Origin of the sequence: Pseudoalteromonas sp. SWXJZ10B, from assembly GCF_015864475.1 — a bacterium.
GTDB classification, from domain to species: domain Bacteria; phylum Pseudomonadota; class Gammaproteobacteria; order Enterobacterales; family Alteromonadaceae; genus Pseudoalteromonas; species Pseudoalteromonas arctica.
Genome location: NZ_JADYXD010000004.1, coordinates 1 through 19,694, shown reverse-complemented (window position 1 = coordinate 19,694; position 19,694 = coordinate 1). Strand labels below are relative to the sequence as shown.

12 protein-coding genes are annotated in these 19,694 nt (G+C 39.3%); 9 read left to right on the top strand and 3 right to left on the bottom strand.

The genetic code is table 11. From position 1 onward, the window contains the following. Window positions 1-81: 81 nt before the first annotated feature. From nadK to recN, 3 genes are all read left to right on the top strand, one after another. A complete protein-coding gene (gene nadK, locus I6F54_RS05155) occupies window positions 82-966 on the top strand; it encodes an NAD(+) kinase (RefSeq protein ID WP_004335384.1) in 885 nt (294 codons plus the stop codon). A gap of 77 nt (window positions 967-1,043) precedes the next feature. Then, window positions 1,044-1,601, top strand: coding sequence for a hypothetical protein (locus I6F54_RS05150; protein ID WP_007584558.1), 558 nt, complete (start codon window positions 1,044-1,046; stop codon window positions 1,599-1,601). 75 nt (window positions 1,602-1,676) lie between these two features. Next, complete coding sequence (gene recN, locus I6F54_RS05145; protein WP_007584560.1) at window positions 1,677-3,350, top strand: DNA repair protein RecN; 1,674 nt, start codon at window positions 1,677-1,679, stop codon at window positions 3,348-3,350. Between the two features lie 371 nt (window positions 3,351-3,721). Here recN and I6F54_RS05140 read toward each other — a convergent pair whose 3' ends face one another. The 3 genes from I6F54_RS05140 to gltB all read right to left on the bottom strand — a co-directional run bounded on the left by I6F54_RS05140 (window position 3,722) and on the right by gltB (window position 11,548). After that, window positions 3,722-4,744 (bottom strand): GGDEF domain-containing protein, encoded by a 1,023-nt coding sequence (locus tag I6F54_RS05140; protein WP_240914467.1) that lies wholly within the window; start codon window positions 4,742-4,744, stop codon window positions 3,722-3,724. A gap of 921 nt (window positions 4,745-5,665) precedes the next feature. After that, entirely contained in the window at window positions 5,666-7,081 is a 1,416-nt protein-coding gene (locus tag I6F54_RS05135; protein ID WP_007584567.1) for an FAD-dependent oxidoreductase, read from the bottom strand. A 9-nt stretch (window positions 7,082-7,090) separates the two neighbouring features. Beyond that, window positions 7,091-11,548 (bottom strand): glutamate synthase large subunit, encoded by a 4,458-nt coding sequence (gene gltB / locus I6F54_RS05130; RefSeq protein WP_165728237.1) that lies wholly within the window; start codon window positions 11,546-11,548, stop codon window positions 7,091-7,093. Window positions 11,549-12,246: 698 nt separating this feature from the next. On the opposite strand from gltB, the gene I6F54_RS05125 reads away from it, so the two are divergent. The 6 genes from I6F54_RS05125 to I6F54_RS05100 all read left to right on the top strand — a co-directional run bounded on the left by I6F54_RS05125 (window position 12,247) and on the right by I6F54_RS05100 (window position 19,556). After that, a complete protein-coding gene (locus tag I6F54_RS05125) occupies window positions 12,247-13,500 on the top strand; it encodes an efflux RND transporter periplasmic adaptor subunit (protein ID WP_197140082.1) in 1,254 nt (417 codons plus the stop codon). Between the two features lie 42 nt (window positions 13,501-13,542). Then, window positions 13,543-14,253, top strand: coding sequence for an ABC transporter ATP-binding protein (locus tag I6F54_RS05120; protein WP_004335374.1), 711 nt, complete (start codon window positions 13,543-13,545; stop codon window positions 14,251-14,253). 3 nt (window positions 14,254-14,256) lie between these two features. After that, on the top strand, window positions 14,257-15,570 hold the full coding sequence (locus tag I6F54_RS05115) for an ABC transporter permease (RefSeq protein ID WP_165728234.1): 1,314 nt from the start codon (window positions 14,257-14,259) through the stop codon (window positions 15,568-15,570). A gap of 11 nt (window positions 15,571-15,581) precedes the next feature. Further along, window positions 15,582-16,790: an ABC transporter permease gene (locus I6F54_RS05110; protein ID WP_165740305.1), complete on the top strand. Its 1,209-nt coding sequence runs from the start codon at window positions 15,582-15,584 to the stop codon at window positions 16,788-16,790. 121 nt (window positions 16,791-16,911) lie between these two features. Continuing rightward, window positions 16,912-18,243: a sigma-54-dependent transcriptional regulator gene (locus I6F54_RS05105; RefSeq protein WP_197140074.1), complete on the top strand. Its 1,332-nt coding sequence runs from the start codon at window positions 16,912-16,914 to the stop codon at window positions 18,241-18,243. Beyond that, window positions 18,243-19,556: a sensor histidine kinase gene (locus I6F54_RS05100; RefSeq protein ID WP_197140072.1), complete on the top strand. Its 1,314-nt coding sequence runs from the start codon at window positions 18,243-18,245 to the stop codon at window positions 19,554-19,556. Before I6F54_RS05105 ends, I6F54_RS05100 begins: the two co-directional genes overlap by 1 nt. Window positions 19,557-19,694 lie beyond the last annotated feature (138 nt).

The window sequence follows — 19,694 nt, the reverse complement described above, 5'->3', positions numbered from 1 at the left end:
ATAATATTGCTATAATCTGTATTTTCAAACACTTCTGTTTTGAGTTACTCTACAATTATTAAATCTCTTTGTGCGTACATTATGGACTCTCCTTTTAACACCATAGGCCTAATTGGCAAACCTAATCATCCGGGAGCAGCGGCTACTCTGCAGCGTTTACATACCTTTTTACTTGCGCTTGGCTTTGAGGTAATAGTAGAAAAACGCACAGGGAGTCAGTTAGACGATATTCCGCATGACAAACTTGTTAAGTTAGTCGACTTAGGTGAACAAGCCGATTTAGCCATTGTTGTAGGCGGTGACGGTAACATGCTTGGCGCAGCTCGCGTACTTGCGCGCTTTAACATTGCTGTAATTGGTGTAAATAGAGGCAACCTTGGCTTTTTAACTGATTTAAACCCCGAAGGGTTTGAAGCGAGCTTAGAGCAAGTACTCAGTGGTGAGTATCTTGAAGAAAAACGTTTTTTATTAGAAGTAGAAGTATATCGCCACAACGAATTAAAAAGTGCAAACTCAGCCGTTAACGAAGCGGTACTTCATGCCGATAAAGTAGCGCACATGATTGAATTTGAAGCTTTTATAAATAATGACTTTGTGTTTTCTCAGCGCTCCGATGGTTTAATAGTATCAACCCCGACAGGCTCTACGGCGTATTCACTTTCAGGTGGCGGTCCAATATTAACGCCAGAACTAAATGCTATATCGTTAGTACCTATGTTTCCTCATACCTTATCTAGCAGACCTTTAGTGGTAGATGCCGATAATGAAGTTCGTTTAAAGCTAAGCCTAGAAAATACAGATAGCCTACAGGTAAGCTGCGACAGCCACGTAGTGCTAGCCGTATTACCCGGCGATGAGGTAGTAATTAAAAAAGCCGATAAACAATTGCGCTTAATTCATCCAAAAAATTACTCTTACTACAACGTTTTACGTACAAAACTGAATTGGGGTAGTCGTTTGTACTAATTTTATTGCCAAATTTAGTACTATAAAGCAAAATGGCGACTTAAAATAATAATCAACTAATTTAGGAACGAGTAGCAATGACTTATGTAGTATTCTTTGCTTTACTGCTATTAATTACACTTTTATACAGTTACCTCAAAATTGAGAGTAACCGTAAAAAAGCGATAGAAGCTAGAAAAAAGCTATTTAATGAACGTGTTTCGCATGTAAATACGCGCCTTAAAGCAAAGCTTAATGATCTACTTGATGCTAAAATAATTCGCCCAAAATACGTTCCTCGCATTCAAGCTATTGTAAATAATTTTTTTGTTGTTCAATCACATACAGACGAGAACTTGCAACAGCTTGAAGATACCGCCGACCTACTAATTAATACGTTGTCCAACGAGTTAATTAAAATCAATCAAACAAATATAATTCAACCATTGATTGATAATATACAGTACTTTGTATCTGAGTTGCCCCAGCAAGGCATTTTATACAATAAGAGTTTTTATATTAATACATTACCTCCCCTCATTGCTCTGCTTAAAACCGAAGAGAGTATACAACCTACTGATATTGTTGATGATCAAATTGATGCATCTTCCCAAACTTCCGATACACAGTTTACTCAAGATGTAAGTGTTGCTTAAATAATAAAAAATTAATTTGCAAAAAACCAAAACACTGTATAAATTAACAGTTAATTGACTGGATGGATAAACAGTATGTTAATTGGTTTAGAAGTTAAAAATTTTGCAATCGTAAGTAATTTAAGCACAGAATGGCGCAGCGGTATGACTGCGATCACAGGTGAGACAGGTGCTGGTAAATCTATTGCTATTGATGCCTTATCGCTATGCTTAGGTGAGCGCGCTGAAGCATCAGCAGTTCGCCCAAGCTCTGATAAAGCAGAAGTATGTGCACAATTTGACTTAACAGATCTACCGCTTGCTCAAGCATTTTTAGAGCAACATATGCTAAGCACTTCTGACAACGAGTGCTTATTACGTCGTGTTGTTTGTAAAAATGGCCGTAGTAAAAGCTATATTAATGGTAGTGCAGTTACCGCATCACAATTAAAAGAACTTGGTCAATATTTAATATCTATTCATGGACAACATGCCCACCAATATTTATTAAAAGCTGAGCATCAGTTACAGCTTTTAGATGCCTATGCAGGGCATCACCACTTAGTAAACTCAGTAAATAAAAACTATAAACAGTTTGCTAACTTACAAAAAGAATTTAAACACTTAGAACAACAACAGCAGCAACAAGCAGCGCAAAAACAATTGTTAGAGTATCAAGTTGCTGAGCTTGATGAATTTGCATTACAAGAAAATGAGTTTGATTTAATTGAGGCTGAGCATTACAAACTAAGCAATAGCCAAACAATATTAGAATCGTGCCAACGTGAGTTACAACACTTATATGAAAGTGATGAGCAAAACGCTTGCTCATTACTACAGCACAGCGCTCAACAATTTACCGAACTGGCTCAATATGACGAAAGTTTAGCAAGCGTAGCTGCTATGCTTAGCGAAGCCGCTGTACAAGTTGAAGAAGCAAGCCGCGAAGTGCGCAATTACACTGAGCAAGCAGATTTAGACCCGGCACGCTTAGTTGAAGTAGAAAATAGGCTAAGTGGAGCGATGGATTTAGCGCGTAAGCATCATATAAAACCACAGCAGTTAGTTGAGTTTCATCAATCGATTGCTCAAGAACTTGAGTCAATAAGTAATAATAGTAATCGTCTGGAGCAGCTTGAGTCAGAAATAGAAAGCGCGTTACTTAGTTACAAGCAAACTGCTGATGAATTAAGTAAAAGCCGCTGCGAGTATGCTAATACACTTAACACACTAATAAGTGAAAGCATGGCTAACTTATCAATGGAAAACGGTGTTTTTGAAATAGCCTTAACTCAAGAGAGTAATCGTACACCAAACAGCCTAGGCTTTGATAATGTCTCGTTTTTAGTATCAACTAATCCGGGACAACCACTTCAACCATTAGCTAAAGTAGCATCAGGTGGTGAGCTTTCTCGTATAAGTCTTGCTATACAGGTAATTATTGCCCAAAAAGTAACAACCCCAACGCTTATTTTTGATGAAGTTGATGTAGGTATTTCTGGCCCAACGGCATCTGCTGTAGGTAAGTTATTACGCCAATTAGGTAAATCAACTCAAGTAATTTGTGTTACTCATTTACCGCAAGTTGCCAGTAGTGCACATCAGCAATTTTTTGTAGCTAAAGAAATAGCACAAGGCGAAACGTTTACTCATATGCTGCCTTTAAATAAAGATGGCCGTATTAATGAAATAGCCCGTTTACTTGGCGGCGATAACATAAGCAAAACAGCTAAAGCAAATGCTAAAGAACTAATAATGGCTCACGCCTAATGTGTTAGTAAATAACGTCTTCAAGGATTAAATAATGCACAGTACTTTAGTTGATTTTTGTATAATTTTAAGTTGGTTGTTATTAGTACTAAGCACCTGTTTAATTATATTTAGTAAATATAAACATACTTGTTTTAAACAACGTTTATTTAAGTTTTTAAATAGTTTTTTAGTTTTTCAACTAATCGTTGTGGCCTATTACTTTACTAGCGAAAAAATAAATGGACTAAGTGATTTAGGTGTTAGTTATTGGGTTTTAATTACAATGCAGATTGCGTGTATTGTAATATGCTACATGAGCTTAAAACGTAGAAAGGCTAAAATAAGGCCATCCCTTGATTCGTTTTCAATGGATTAAAGTAAATAAACATTTAAAAAGAGCACGTTCTGTTTTTACCTTGCTCTTTTGCTTTATAAAGTAGTTCATCAGCATGCTTAATATCTAGGTCAATTGAGCGTTCAGCGTTTGCAGCTGTGATGCCAATGCTTAGCGTTATATTTACACTATCTGAAAATAAGCTTACAGCTGAAGCTTTAAGGGCATTATGGATTTTTTCTGCAACGAGCTCGCCATCATCAACGGTTACATTTGGAATCACAATTAAAAACTCCTCACCGCCCCAACGTGAAGCAATCGCATTTTGCGGAATATTATTTTCAAATGTTTTGGCTAAATGGATAAGAGCTTCATCGCCAAAATCATGGCCGAATTGATCATTAATTTTTTTAAAGTTATCTACATCAGCTAATAATATTACAAACGGAATATTATTATTTTTAAGCTCATTTTTAAAAGCTATAAGCTTATTCATAGTGAAACGACGGTTTGGCAGATTAGTGAGTGGATCTATAGTTGCTAAAAATTCATTTTTTTGGCTTAAAGCAATTAATTTACTGCTGTATTTTTCTCTTGAAAATTCGTAATAACCACTCAGCGATGCAACAATTATAAAAGCGAGTATGATTCTGACTGGAAACTGCTCAGGATTGTAGTCATATATATTAAATGTATCAGCGCAATAGAAACCGAGAACAATTGCCGATAAAAATAAAACAATATCAAACGTCCCTCGTTTAAGCCCTCGAATTGAATAAGTAACAGGAGAAACTATAAATATCCATATAGGCCCTGTACCTTGTGCTCCTCCTGTAAGTACCAGATAAAACATCAATGCATACAGGTTATATAAAACTACAGTTGCAGACTTCTCTACACCTCTGCCTATATTAAACGCCGATAAGTAAACAAACGAAGAAACAACCAAAGTAAATGCTAATAAATAGCTGCTGTTAATAAATGCTAAGCTAGCCATCGAAAACGTTGCTATAAAGCCTATTGAGGAAAAGAACCGAACAATGAGCTTCCTTTCTAAATTGTTTGAATATTCGTACATAATTTCTATTTATTTATTAATGTATAAAAGCAAACTTATAGATATAAAGTAAGCAAACCGTAAACAGCGTGCAATAATGAACCTACTTTATATTTAAATCAACTATTAAGGTTAGTAATTAGCACTGACAATTGTGCACATATTTTTAGCCTCTTGCATTTATCTCAGGTAAGTACATTTTTACGATATTAAATTGCTTGGCACTAATACCATTTGCTAAATTATATAAGTACGCCCTTTTATTCCTGCAATAATCGAACTGACTGGTAGTCAAAAAATAATATAAACCTGCACAGTTAAAGATGGTAGTAACTATTCTATGAATTGTGCCTGGACCGAGTCAACAACACATTAATCAATAAAAGTGCCGCTACAAAAAATACACGCACTATACAAATCCGCGATAATACTCAATCAATTTCAAGGATTGAACTTGGCGCTAACTGCGTTAAAACTTTCGAGATACGACTGCATGAATACAAAGCAATGTAGAGGTAATTGCCGAGAACACCTAAGTAGCGAAACTTTAGCCTCATTATCGACATAATTTTGTTATCTCAAAATAGATCACTTAATTAAGCGAATTGGTATTAGAGTATATAAACGACATAGAAGAAAGAAGTGTCGATAACGTTTATATATATGAAACGAGTCCTGAAAGCCGCTTAGTAGATACCTAAAGAAATCGCATTTGGCTTATAAAGAACAACCCATAATGGCAAAGCAGTTTCTTTGAAAGTTACTATATAAGGTTTCTACATGAAGTTACTAACAAAAGGTGTTGTTCAAGAAAGCCATACAAAAGGTGGTATAAATATAGCCCCATTTGTCACTAATTATGTTGACATTACATTTGGATAAAAAAAATAAAAAAGCAAGCCACTTGGCTTGCTTTAAATATCGTTATTTTAACACGAAAAATTAAACTTTTAAGTAATCCATAATACCTTCTGCAGCGTTACGTCCTTCAAAAATAGCAGTTACCACTAAATCTGAACCACGTACAATGTCGCCACCAGCAAATATTTTAGGGTTAGTAGTTTGATGTGTAAACTCACCTTGTTCTGGTGCGTTAATACCGCCCCAGTTGTTTATTTCTACATCGTATTTTTCTAACCAATCCATTTTGTGAGGCTGGAAACCAAACGCCATAATAACTTGATCAGCTTCAATAACATGTTCTGAACCAGGTACTTCTTCAGCACGGCTTCTGCCTTTTGCGTCAGGTTCACCTAATTTAGTTTTAACCATTTTAACGCCGGTCACTTTACCTTTATCGTTCAGTACAATGCCTTTAGGCTGAACGTTATACGTAAATATAACGCCTTCTTCTTTCGCGTTTTTAACTTCACGTTTAGAGCCTGGCATATTTTCTTTATCACGACGATAAGCACACGTTACTTTTGCAGCATTTTGTCGAATAGACGTACGCACACAGTCCATCGCTGTATCACCACCGCCAAGTACAACTACTTTTTGATTAGCCATATCAATACACGGTTGTTTTGTCTCGTCGTAGCCCATTACACGGTTCGTGTTACCAATCAAAAACGGCAATGCATCGTGAACACCCGCTGCATCTTCATTTTCAAGACCTGCACGCATACTCTGATACGTACCAACCCCTAAAAACACAGCGTCGTAATCAGCTAAAATTTGGTCAAGTGTAATATCAACACCTACTTCAACATTTAACTTAAATTCTACGCCCATTTCAGTGAAAATTTCACGGCGCTTTTGCATTACTGATTTTTCAAGTTTAAAAGAAGGAATACCAAATGTGAGTAGTCCACCTATTTCTGGGTGACGATCAAACACCACTGGTTTAACACCGTTACGCACTAAAATATCAGCACACCCTAAACCTGCAGGGCCCGCACCAATAATGGCTACTTTTTTGTCAGTCCATGTTACATAAGACATATCAGGCTTCCAGCCCATTTTAAATGCCTCATCAGTAATGTATTTTTCAATATTACCAATTGTAACCGCACCAAACTCTTCATCGAGCGTACACGAGCCTTCACACAAGCGGTCTTGTGGGCAAACACGCCCACAAACCTCTGGTAAGCTATTTGTACGATGAGAAAGCTCTGCCGCCTCTATAATACGGCCTGTGCGTATTAACTTTAGCCATTGTGGAATGTAGTTATGTACTGGACATTTCCACTCACAGTATGGGTTACCACAATCTAAACAACGGTCAGCTTGTGAGTTAACCTGATTCTCTGAAAAGGGTTCGTAAATTTCTACGAAAGATTTTTTACGTGACGAGATTGGTTTTTTGCGTGGGTCTACACGCTGCACGTCTATAAATTGATATACATTTTCGCTCATACTGCCCCCTTATTGCGCCTGAACACGTAGTTCGGCACTACTGCGAGCGCGATGCCCGAGTAAACTTTTTACGTCACTTGATATTGGTTTTACTAATTTGAACATAGGTAAGTACAATTCAAAGTTAGCCAAAATACTTTCTGCTCTGCACGAACCCGTAAGCTCTAAATGCTCAGCAATTAAGCCGCGTAAATGTTCTTGATGCGACGTTAATTCGTCTAGTGTTACTATTTCGACAAGCTCTGGATTAATGCGTTTTTCAAAATCATTTCGCTCATCTAAAATATAAGCAAAACCACCTGTCATACCCGCACCAAAGTTAACGCCTACATTGCCCAGTACACATACAACGCCGCCCGTCATGTATTCACAACAGTTGTCACCTACACCTTCAACAACCGCTTGCACACCTGAGTTACGAACTGCAAAGCGCTCGCCTGCACAACCTGCAGCAAACAGTTTGCCGCCTGTTGCACCGTATAAACATGTGTTGCCTGCAATTGTGGCTTTGTGACTTTCGAACGACGAGCCAAGTGGCGGACGAATAACTAACTTGCCACCCGCCATGCCTTTACCTACGTAATCGTTTGCATCGCCAACCAGTGTCATTTCAAGGCCACCGGCATTCCAAACACCAAATGATTGACCCGCAGTACCATGTAGCTCAATTGCTACAGGATCTGCCGCCATACCTTGGTTGCCATATTTATCAGCAATATAGCCAGAAAGCATTGCACCTACCGATCTGTCCGTATTACAAATACGACTTACTAGTGAAATACCGCTTGAAGCATCAATTGCGTCTTGCGCCTTAGCAAGTAGGCTCTCATTAAGTTTTCCTAAATAATGTGAGCTATTAGGCGCACTACAATAAAGCGTTTCGCCAGTTGGGTTATTAGGCTGAGCAATTACTGAAGATAAATCAATTTTCTTCTGTTTTGCTGTTTTGCCTTCAATTGCTTCAAGCAAATCTAAACGACCGATTAAATCAGTTAAGTTTACAACACCCAAGCTTGCCATGATTTCACGTGCTTCTTGCGCTATAAACTTAAAGTAGTTCATCGCCATTTCTGGTAAGCCGTGGTAATGCTTTTGACGAAGTGTTTCGTCTTGTGTTGCAACACCGGTCGCACAGTTGTTTAAATGGCAAATTCGTAAGTATTTACAACCAAGCGCAACCATTGGGCCGGTACCAAAGCCAAAACTTTCTGCACCTAAAATTGCCGCTTTAATTATATCTAAACCCGTTTTTAAGCCACCATCTGTTTGCAAGCGAATACGATGACGCAGTCCATTTTCAACAAGGGCTTGCTGCGTTTCTGCAAGTCCTAGCTCCCATGGGCTACCTGCATATTTAACTGAAGTAAGTGGGCTTGCGCCTGTACCACCATCATAGCCAGAAATAGTAATTAAATCGGCATACGCTTTAGCAACACCCGTTGCAATGGTTCCTACGCCTGGTTCTGAAACCAGTTTTACAGAAATTAGCGCTTTAGGGTTTACTTGTTTCAAATCGAAAATTAGCTGCGCTAAATCTTCAATTGAATAAATATCGTGATGTGGTGGTGGCGAAATTAACGTAACACCTGGAACAGAATAACGAAGTTTAGCAATGTATGGAGTTACTTTTTCACCCGGTAATTGACCGCCTTCGCCTGGTTTTGCACCTTGCGCTACTTTAATTTGAATAACGTCAGCACTGCGTAAATAATGCGGCGTTACGCCAAATCGACCTGAAGCAACTTGTTTAATACGCGAGTTTTTCTCGGTACCATAACGCAGCTTATCTTCGCCGCCTTCACCAGAGTTTGAACAACCGCCTAAGCGGTTCATTGCAATTGCTAGAGCCTCATGCGCTTCTGGCGATAATGCACCAATACTCATTGCTGCTGAATCGAAACGCTTGTATAGGTTTTCTGCAGGCTCTACATCATCGATGCTAATGCCTTGCTCTGGAATTTTAAGCGCAAGCATGTCACGTAAAGTGGCAATAGGACGCGTATTAACAAGTTTTGCATATTCACTGTAATCACTATATTCACCAGAACGAACTGCTTTTTGCAGGGTTTGGATTACATCAGGATTATAAGCATGATACTCGCCGCCATGTACGTACTTAAACAAGCCGCCGTGGCTTAATAATTTACGCTTACTTAGAGCGAGTTTGTGTAAGCCTTGCTGATCGTCATCAAAGTCGGTAAAGCATGCGCCCTGTATGCGACTTGCCACACCTTTAAAGCACATTTGTACAATAGCGTCAGATAAACCAACCGCTTCAAACAACATTGAGCAGCGATATGACGCAACCGTACTTATGCCCATTTTAGACATGATTTTGTATAAGCCCTTGTTAATGGCTTTACGGTAAGCAAGAGTTACTTCGCAATACGACTTATTAATAATTTTGCTGTCGCTCATCGCAACTAACGATTCATACGCAAGGTATGGATAAATTGCCGTAGCACCAAAGCCTAATAACACAGCAAACTGATGCGCATCACGCACGCTACCGGTTTCAATGATAATGTTTGATTCACAGCGAAGATTGTTATCAACTAATCGTTTTTGTACCGCACCTACAGCCATAGCTGCTGGAATCGGCAAATTTGCTTCATTAAAGTTACGGTCAGTTAAAATAAGCATGATACAACCAGCGGCTGCTTTTTCTTGTGCTTGGTCACAAATACGCGTTACCGCATTTTCTAAACCTTCTTCAACTGTGTAGGTAATATCAATTTTACAGTAGCTGTAATGCGCTTCATCAGCATTTAATAGCTGCTGCATGTCTGCGTACATTAAAATTGGCGTATCAAACTGTAGGCGCTTAGCGTGGCCTGTTGTTTCGTTAAATACGTTTTGCTCACTACCAATACATGTCGCAAGTGACATTACATGATTTTCACGCAGTGGATCGATAGGTGGGTTTGTTACTTGCGCAAATTTTTGGCGGAAGTAATCATAAAGCGAACGATGCCCTTCACTAAGCACTGCAAATGGCGTGTCATCACCCATTGAGCCGGTTGCTTCTTGGCCGTTTTCACCCATTACACGAATAACGCTATCAAGCTCTTCGTTGGTATAACCAAACATTTTTTGATATTTAGCTAGCGTTTCGTCATCAAATGAGCGATTACCCGCGTCTTGCTCAGTCAGCTCTTCAAATGGGACTAAACGTTTAACGTTCTCTTCAAGCCATGACTTGTAAGGATGGCGAGACTTTAAATCTTGATCGATTTCATCTGAGTGCCAAATTTTGCCAAGCTTAGTATCAATAACTAATAATTCACCTGGACCAACACGGCCTTTTTCAACTACTTCATCGGCAGTGTAATCCCAAATACCCACTTCTGATGCAAGCGTAATAAAGCCATCTTGTGTAATTACATAACGCGCTGGGCGAAGTCCATTACGGTCAAGGTTACAAGCCGCAAAACGACCATCAGACATTACAATACCTGCCGGGCCATCCCATGGTTCCATATGCATAGAGTTAAAATCGTAAAATGCACGTAAATCGTCGTCCATTGCACGGTTTTTCTGCCATGCAGGTGGTACGAGCATACGCATAGCGCGGAATAAATCCATGCCACCAGCTAAAAATAGCTCAAGCATATTATCTAGGCTTGATGAATCAGAGCCGGTTTCGTTTACAAACGGCGCTGCGCTTTGTAAATCAGGAATAAGTGGTGACGCAAACTTATATGAACGTGCGCGTGCCCACTGGCGGTTACCTTCAATAGTATTAATTTCACCATTGTGTGCTAAATAGCGGAAAGGTTGAGCTAAAGGCCAACGCGGCTGAGTATTAGTAGAAAAGCGCTGATGGAAAACACAAATCGCACTCGTCATACGAATATCAGCTAAATCTAGGTAAAAATTTGGTAAATCTGCAGGCATCATTAAGCCTTTATAGATAGTTACCAAACCAGATAGACTTGCGATATAGAAAGCTTCGTCATCAACAATGCGCTTTTCAGCGCGGCGGCGTGCTACATATAAGCGACGCTCTAAGTCTTTAGAACGCCAACCTTCTGGCGCGCTAACAAAAATTTGTTCAAAACCTGGTAATTGCTGTACAGCAATAGGACCGAGCATTGATGGGTCGGTTGGCACAACGCGCCAACCTAAAATATTTAACGTTTCTTTTTCTAATTCTTCGCTAAGTATTTGTTTTGCAGCTTGCGCTAAAACAGGGTCTGAATTTAAAAATATCATACCCACTGCGTAGTTTTTGCCTAAGTGCCAGTTATGTTCACTAGCAATAGCACGGAAAAAGCTATCTGGTTTTTGTAATAATAAACCACAGCCATCACCTGTTTTACCATCGGCAGATATACCACCACGGTGCTGCATGCGATCAAGCCCCGTAATAGCAGTACGAATAAGCCTATGACTAGCTTGACCATTAACTTGAGCTATTAAGCCAAAGCCACAATTTTCTTTTTCTAACTTTGAGTCGTATAACATAGACCCCTCCCCTTGCTGCACTGTTAGCGTGGATGAACTGCTCGACGATTTGCTAACAGACGGACAAAACTAGCCTCTATCTTAAATAGAGTCAATAGCACTTTGAATACATATTCACATTCTTGAATATTTCTCACTTCATAGCAAGATTTCTTTTTATCATTATTTTTAACATTTAGCGTTATTTTAACCACTATTTTTTCATGACACTGGTGTCAAGTTTAACATATTGTAAAAAACACAAGCATTCAGCGTGCCAGCTTACGTAAACGTAAAGGCAACCGAAAGTGAATAAGTATTCAGCACTAGAGGGGCTATTCAGTTAACATTTAGATAGTTTTATGCTATTTCATTACTTTAATGGCTTAACATCCCCGATTATTGCTGCTCATTAGTATAGTTATGAAAGTTCATGTCATTTTTTGTACGTTAATAGTGAATTTTTATTTAAAACTATGTCCGATGCGGACACATAAACTGTCCGCGGACATGAATTTCAATAACAAAAAAATAAAATCACTTAAATATCAATAAGATAATAGTTGGCATATTAATCGTATAGCTTTATATATAATCGCTAATTGGAATTACTATGTTTACTCTAAGCTTATTTTTACTCTCTCCTATTGCCGCTATTTGCACAGCAGCTTTATTACTGCTGTGCGAAAAATACATAAAAGCAATTTAGGGGAAATTAAATGATTAAAGATACCAGCGCACAAGACATACAAGTAAAGGCACCTATAAGCTATAAAAAATACGCGATAATCACTGCGATTGTTTTCATTGTGGTCTCTGCAATTGCTTATATTTTTTTAACGAGCCATAGCGCTAAAAGCTCTATTAGCCGCTCAAAAGTACAGATTGCAAAAGTACATGTTAAAGCGCTCATTCGAGATATTGCCGCCAGTGGTAAAATTGTTGCTGCTAATGCTCCTAAAATCTACAGTCCAGAACGGGGATTTATAGATTTAAAAGTAAAGGCCGGCGATACAGTAAAGCAAGGCAACACACTTGCCCTGCTGCAAAGCCCTGAGTTAACTAATGAATTAAAGCAACAGGAGTCTGTACTTAAAAGACTTGAAGGCGAGCAGCAAAGGCAGCATTTGCAAGCAAGACGCCAAACACTCACTTTAAATAAAACACTCGATATGGCAGAGGTTGAGCTTAACGCCGCTGAGCGCGAAAATCGTCGCGCACAGTTATCAATACAAAAGCACTTAATTAGCCAAATTGATCTAGAAAAAGCAGTTGATGATTTATCCCGAGCTAAGCTCTCCTATAAGCATGCGCAGCAAGAGGTATTGCTTGCCAAAGACACGCTCGCTTTTGAACTACAAGCTGCTAAAAGTGATGTGACCCGCCAACAACTTATTGTTGATGACTTAATCCGAAAAGTAAGCAACCTATCTATTAAGGCTACCGTTACAGGGATCGTGGGTAACCTATTAGTGCAACAAAAAGCCGCAGTGACGCAAAGCCAACCTCTTATGACTCTCGTCGACTTAAGTAATTTTGAAGCCGAACTCCAAGTTCCTGAAAGTTACGCAAACGAATTAGGGCTCGGTATGGAAGTAGAGCTTAAGTTAGGCAATGAAACAGTGATGGGGAATTTATCCGCCATATCACCAGAAGTTAATAATCGTGAAGTAACAGCACGCGTCCGGTTTAGAGGTGTTACTAACAACATTCGTCAGAACCAACGCTTAACTGCACGTATTTTACTCGACAACCGAGAAGGTGTAATGCAAGTAAAGCGTGGTGCATTTATGCAGCAAGGCGGAATTATAGCTTATAAAGTCGATGGCAATATCGCAAAGCGTATACCTATTACAATAGGCGCCACCAGCATTAATGCGGTTGAGCTTTTAAGTGGACTAAAAGAAAACGATGAAATTATTATTTCAAGCTACAGCGACTTTAAGCAAGCCAACACGATTTTATTAAATTAAACAGACGTTCTCAACCAACGCTAAAAATAATTAGGAACAACGATGTTACAAATGAACAATGTAAGTAAAGTATACCAAACAGAAATGGTACAAACCCATGCGCTTCGAGATTTTAATCTGCAAGTAAACGAAGGCGAATTTATTGCTGTTACTGGTCCTAGCGGCTCAGGAAAAACAACCTTTTTAAATATTGCAGGTATGCTCGAGCCTTTTAACGAAGGTGAATACCTGCTGGATGGCGTTAATGTTGGCAGCCTAAACGATAACCAACGTGCTGATTTACGTAATCAAAAAATTGGCTTTATATTCCAAGGCTTTAATTTGATCCCCGATTTAAATTTATATGAAAACATAGAAGTTCCTCTTCGCTACAGAGGGATTAAAGCAAATGAGCGAAAACGTCGAATTGAGCAATGCCTTGAACAAGTTGGTTTAGCATCTCGCGCTAAACACTTACCTCAACAACTCTCTGGTGGCCAGCAACAACGTGTGGCAATAGCCCGTGCGCTTGCTGGTGAACCTCGTTTTTTACTTGCCGATGAGCCAACAGGTAACCTTGACAGCTTAATGGCTCGCCAAGTTATGGAGTTACTTGAACAAATCAATCGCGACGGTGCCACTATTGTAATGGTAACTCATGATAGCGAATTAGCCCGCCGTGCTCCGCGTAATATTCAAGTAGTTGATGGACAACTTGCCGACTTTACGCTTTATCAGGGCGCGCAAACTATAAAAACAGCATCGGGGGTTTAACTAATGTTTATTCATTATTTAGATTTAAGTTGGCGCAGCTTCAAGCGCACCCCATTGGTTAGCTTTTTAATGGTACTTGCCATTGCGATAGGTATAGGCATAACAATGACCAGCCTTAGTGTTTATCACATGATGTCGGCCGATCCTATTCCAGAAAAAAGCAGCCAACTTTACAGTGTGCAATTACAAACAATGGACGATGGTAGTACGTGGTGGACAGAAGATAACATGCCACTGCAATTGACCTATCAAGATGCAGAGAACTTATTAAACGCACCCACGTCAGAGAAAAAAGTGGCTATGATGCGTACCGGCTTTTCAGTTTATTTAGACTCCGACAAAATAAAACCTTTTATAGGTAATGCTCGCATGACAACGCCTGACTTTTTTAGCATGTTTAATTTGTCATTTCTATACGGAGGGGCTTGGAGCAAAGAGCAAGAAAACTCAGCCGCACCTGTGGTTGTTATTACCCAAGAGATAAACGATAAACTATTTGCAGGACAAAACTCCGTCGGAGAACTGATTTACTTAGATGATGCAAGCTATCAAGTAGTTGGTGTTATTAACCATTGGCCTCTCAATATTAAATATTATGATTTAAATAACGGTGCATTTAATCAAGTAGAAGAATTATTTATGCCCTTTAGCTTAATAAAGGCAAAAGAGCTCGTAAGTTGGGGCAATAGCAATGGATGGAAACACGAAAACACACCAACCTTTGCAGATAAACTGCAATCTGAGCAAGTATGGATCCAGTTTTGGGTAGAGCTAAATACGCTTGAACAAAAACAAGCCTATCAAAATTACTTATTAGCCTATATGCAAGAACAACAAAAACGTGGTCGATTTAATCGTAAAGAACTTGAGTATAAACTTCGCGATGTAAACCAATGGATGCAATACAACAACGTCGTCACCGAAGACAATAAAATTTTAGTGGGCCTGAGCTTTATGTTCTTAGGTGTCTGCTTAGCCAATATTTTAGGTTTACTTTTAGCCAAGTTTTTACGCAGAGCGCCAGAAGTAGGTGTAAGACGCGCATTAGGCGCTAGTAAAAGGCAAATATTTTTACAGCACTTAGTTGAGGTCGCCATGCTTGGCTTTATAGGTGGCATGCTAGGAATTGTACTAGCACAACTTGGCTTAATGGGCGTAGTGCAAAGCTACGACTACTATGAAAACTTAGCAACAATGGATTTGACCATGCTATTGAGCGCCCCATTGATTGCAATTACAACCTGCATTTTGGCTGGTTTGTACCCAGCTTGGTTAGTGTGTAAAACCAATCCTGCTATTTATCTTAAGAGCCAATAAGGAATTTAACAATGTTAGAAATAAAACCTATATTTAACGCCTTATGCCGCTCAAAGGTGGGCGCTGTATTACTGCTAATTCAAATTGCAATTACCACAGCTATAGTCAGTAATGCTGCATTTATCATTCAAGACAGAATTAGCTATTTAAATCAAGAAACGGGCTACCCTGAGCAAGATATATTTAAGTTTAATGTAATGACCTTTGGTACTGATATTAACTTAAGCCAGCAGTTTGAGCTTGATGAAAGCATGCTTAGAAAAATGCCAGGCGTAGTTGATGCCGCATTAAGCAGTAGTATCCCGCTATCAGGCAGTGGCAGCGCTTCGAGCTTTAATTTACAACCCGCTCCACAAGAAGGCCTAAGTGTAAGAACTGCTTATTTTTTTATAGATGACCACGCAATTAATACCTACGGCGTTAACTTAATTGCAGGGCGAAACTTTACCGAAGATGAAGTGCTAGTTACAAACGAAATTACACAAAAGCGCACCAACGTCACTATAGTCACTAAAGCCTTACTTGATGAGCTCTACCCTGATGGAGATGGTTTAGGAAAAATAGTTTATTTTGGTGACCTACCACTTAAAGTTATTGGCGTGATCGGAAACATGAAAGGCCCGTGGCTCAAAGACAGTAAACCCGATAATCTTGCGTTTATTCCTTATATTAAAGCAGCAAGTTATGCACAAGTTGCCGTTCGTACAGAGCCTGGTCAGCGAGCAGCTGTAATGAAAGAAATAGAAAATGCCATGCTCGAAAATTACAGCAAACGCGTTATTAATAACATTAAAGGACTTGATGAGTTAAAAAATGAGTATACCGCTAAAGACCGCCTCATGATGCGCATGCTCATAGTATTAATCACTATTTTAGTGCTTATAACCGCTCTCGGTATTTTTGGCTTAACCTTATTTAATATTAGCAAACGTACTAAGCAAATTGGCACACGCAGAGCACTTGGTGCAAGAAAGTCAGCTATTGTTAGCTACTTTTTAGTAGAAAATGCATTAATTTGTAGCCTAGGTTTAGCCTTAGGTGTGGTAACAGCAATACTACTTGGGAAAATGTTAATGCAGTATTTTTCTGTAGCCGCACTACCGCCAAGCTATATAGCCGTTACCGCCATTGTCGTATTATTAATGAGCTTACTTGCGGTATTAGGGCCGGCTAAACGCGCTGCTAATATTTCGCCCAGTATCGCAACTCGCACAATTTAACCTAGAATCCGCTTGAGGTAGATTTATTATCCAGAGTTTAGGTTACTAAATCATGTAAAAATCACTATGCTACACTGATTAGTAAGGCAGTGTAGCCATTAAAAAATTATAAAAATAACCTATGACTCATAAAATACTCATTGTTGATGATAACCAAGCAGTACTCGATGCACTTTCATTGTTGCTCGAGATCCACGACTTTTCGGTAGTGACTGCAACAAACCCGTTTGATGCTCTGCAAATAGTTCGCTATCAGCGAATTGAGCTTGTAATTCAAGACATGAACTTTACCAGCGACACAACCTCTGGCGAAGAAGGTAAAACGTTGTTTTATGAACTACGAGAAATAAACCCACACCTCCCTATTATACTTATTACAGCCTGGACCGAACTTGCTACCGCTATTGAGCTTGTAAAAGCCGGTGCTGCCGATTACTTACCAAAACCCTGGGATGATGCAAAACTACTAGTTTGTATCAGTAACTTAATAGAGCTAGGCAGTGCTAAAAAAATAGTGGCGACACATAATCGCCATCAACAAGAGCGTGAAGGTGCATTTAAAAGCGCAGACCTTGCCGGGCTAATATTTAAAAGCACGGCTATGGAACGACTGGTCACTATGGCGCTACAAGTAGCTAAATCTGATATATCTGCATTAATTACAGGCCCTAATGGAAGTGGTAAAGAGTGCATTGCGCATATCATTCAAAAAAACTCCCCACTTGTATCGCAACCTTTTATTAAGGTAAACGCAGGCGCACTACCACAAGAACTTATAGAAGCCGAACTTTTTGGCGCTGAAGCTGGCGCATACACGGGGATAACTAAACAACGTATTGGTCGATTTGAAGCAGCTGATGGCGGTACGTTATTTTTAGATGAAATTGGTAATTTACCACTCTCAGGACAAATAAAATTACTACGCGTAGTACAAACCGGCGAGTTTGAACGTTTAGGCTCAACACAAACACAAAAAGTAAATGTGCGAGTAATATCGGCTACTAACGAAAACTTACTACAAGCAATTGAACAAGGTCGATTTAGGGAAGACTTATATTATCGCCTTAATGTAATTGAACTCAATGTGCCTGCCCTTAGCGAAAGGCAAGATGATGTTTTAGCACTTATTAGCCATTTTTTACCTCACCGAGAGCTGACTATAAACACAGAGCAAGCACTTCAACATTATAAATGGCCAGGTAACGTTCGAGAGCTAGAAAATGCTTGTAAACGTGTAGCGGTGCTAAAACCAACAGGTGCGCTTACAGTCGATGACTTTGCACTTTCGTCATCGGTTACTGCTCAACAAGAAGCAAAAGCAGAACCGACCAAACAGGAAATAGAACACGCAATGCGCGCTCATCAAGGTGTTATAGCCAAAGTGGCCCGTGAATTTGGTTTAAGCCGACAAGCTCTTTATCGTCGATTACAAAAAATGGGTATTGATTATTAATGCCAAACATTATTAGCCACTTTACCCTAAGCCAAAAGGTTGTGTTAATTTGCGCACTTTGTAGCGCGCTGCCTGTTTTTATTATTGCCGCACTTAGTGGTTTTGATATGTACTACACTCTGTTTTTAATATTACTAACGCTTGCATTTAGCACCTTGCTTTCAAGAGCTCTCACCAAACCAATAAAGCTTGGCATGCAATCGCTCGAAACCGGGTTGCTTAATTTTAAAGATGGTGATCTCTCCAGCTTACTAGCGTATAAAAGTAATGATGAACTTGGAAAACTATGCCGACTTTATAATCAAACCGCTAAACAGCTTCGCCAAGAAAAACAATGGATTTACCAGCGCGAGTTAATGCTTGATAAAGTATTGCAAAGCTCGCCGCAAGCGTTATTACTGGTCAATGATAATAATACGGTGGTATTTAGTAATTTAATTAGCCGTAGTTTATTTAATAGCGCAACCCGCCTTGAAGGTATGCAGCTAAGTAAATTGCTCGAAAATTCGCCCCTGCAATTAATAGCAGCTATAGAGCACGGTGTTGATGGCCTCTTTAATATAGAAATAGAGAATCAAGACTCGCAAACTTGGCATTTAGCCACCGGGGAGTTTTTACTCAATAACCAAAAGCATCATTTATATATATTTAAACAATTAACCCGTGAGCTTAGTCGCCAAGAAGTTGCCGTGTGGAAAAAGGTAATACGCATTATCAGCCACGAATTGAATAATTCACTCGGCCCTATGTCGTCCATGTTACACAGCGCACAATTGCTCGCAAATAAAGTTGATGAGCCCCGCCTTGCCCGTGTATTTGCAACTATTGATGAGCGAATTAGTCATTTAACTGAATTTGTACAAGGCTATGGCAAGTTTGCTAAATTACCTCAGCCACAAAAAACACGGATTAACTGGCAAAACACACTCAATAATTTAAAAAATCACTGGCAATTTAGCTACGAAATAAAAAATTCACACAATGAATTACAAGCTGATCAAGCCCAACTCGAGCAGCTGCTCATAAACCTATTAAAAAATTCACACGAGTCAGGCTCCAACTCCAATGAAATACATATTCAGGTCGAATTTGTACCCCAAGCTTGTGTTATAAATGTGAGCGACTGCGGCAAAGGAATGAGCGAGCAAGTAATGGCAAATGCTTTAGTGCCCTTTTATTCTACAAAAAGTACGGGGAGTGGTTTAGGGCTAGCCTTATGCAGAGAAATAGCAGAAGCGCACCAGGGGCATATAAGTTTACATAACAAAATAGAGGGCGGCTTAAACGTACAAGTGAGCCTTCCTTATTCGTAAATTCACAAAAATTAAAAACAATAAAGCCACTTAAAAAGCTGTCTCTTGATCACAAGTCTGACTCAAGAGATTTTGCTAAATCGTAGCCTTCCAGGATGGCTTGTAACTTAAGCCATCCTTGCCATAACACTTTCACAG

Excerpts from the sequence above, each read along its gene's own strand:
- I6F54_RS05120 (WP_004335374.1), top strand. The coding sequence starts at position 13,543 with ATGTTACAAATGAACAATGTAAGTAAAGTATACCAAACAGAAATGGTA.
- recN (WP_007584560.1), top strand. The coding sequence starts at position 1,677 with ATGTTAATTGGTTTAGAAGTTAAAAATTTTGCAATCGTAAGTAATTTA.
- I6F54_RS05150 (WP_007584558.1), top strand. The coding sequence starts at position 1,044 with ATGACTTATGTAGTATTCTTTGCTTTACTGCTATTAATTACACTTTTA.
- I6F54_RS05105 (WP_197140074.1), top strand. The coding sequence starts at position 16,912 with ATGACTCATAAAATACTCATTGTTGATGATAACCAAGCAGTACTCGAT.
- I6F54_RS05110 (WP_165740305.1), top strand. The coding sequence starts at position 15,582 with ATGTTAGAAATAAAACCTATATTTAACGCCTTATGCCGCTCAAAGGTG.
- I6F54_RS05100 (WP_197140072.1), top strand. The coding sequence starts at position 18,243 with ATGCCAAACATTATTAGCCACTTTACCCTAAGCCAAAAGGTTGTGTTA.
- I6F54_RS05135 (WP_007584567.1), bottom strand. The coding sequence starts at position 7,081 with ATGAGCGAAAATGTATATCAATTTATAGACGTGCAGCGTGTAGACCCA.
- I6F54_RS05115 (WP_165728234.1), top strand. The coding sequence starts at position 14,257 with ATGTTTATTCATTATTTAGATTTAAGTTGGCGCAGCTTCAAGCGCACC.
- nadK (WP_004335384.1), top strand. The coding sequence starts at position 82 with ATGGACTCTCCTTTTAACACCATAGGCCTAATTGGCAAACCTAATCAT.
- I6F54_RS05140 (WP_240914467.1), bottom strand. The coding sequence starts at position 4,744 with ATGTACGAATATTCAAACAATTTAGAAAGGAAGCTCATTGTTCGGTTC.
- gltB (WP_165728237.1), bottom strand. The coding sequence starts at position 11,548 with ATGTTATACGACTCAAAGTTAGAAAAAGAAAATTGTGGCTTTGGCTTA.
- I6F54_RS05125 (WP_197140082.1), top strand. The coding sequence starts at position 12,247 with ATGATTAAAGATACCAGCGCACAAGACATACAAGTAAAGGCACCTATA.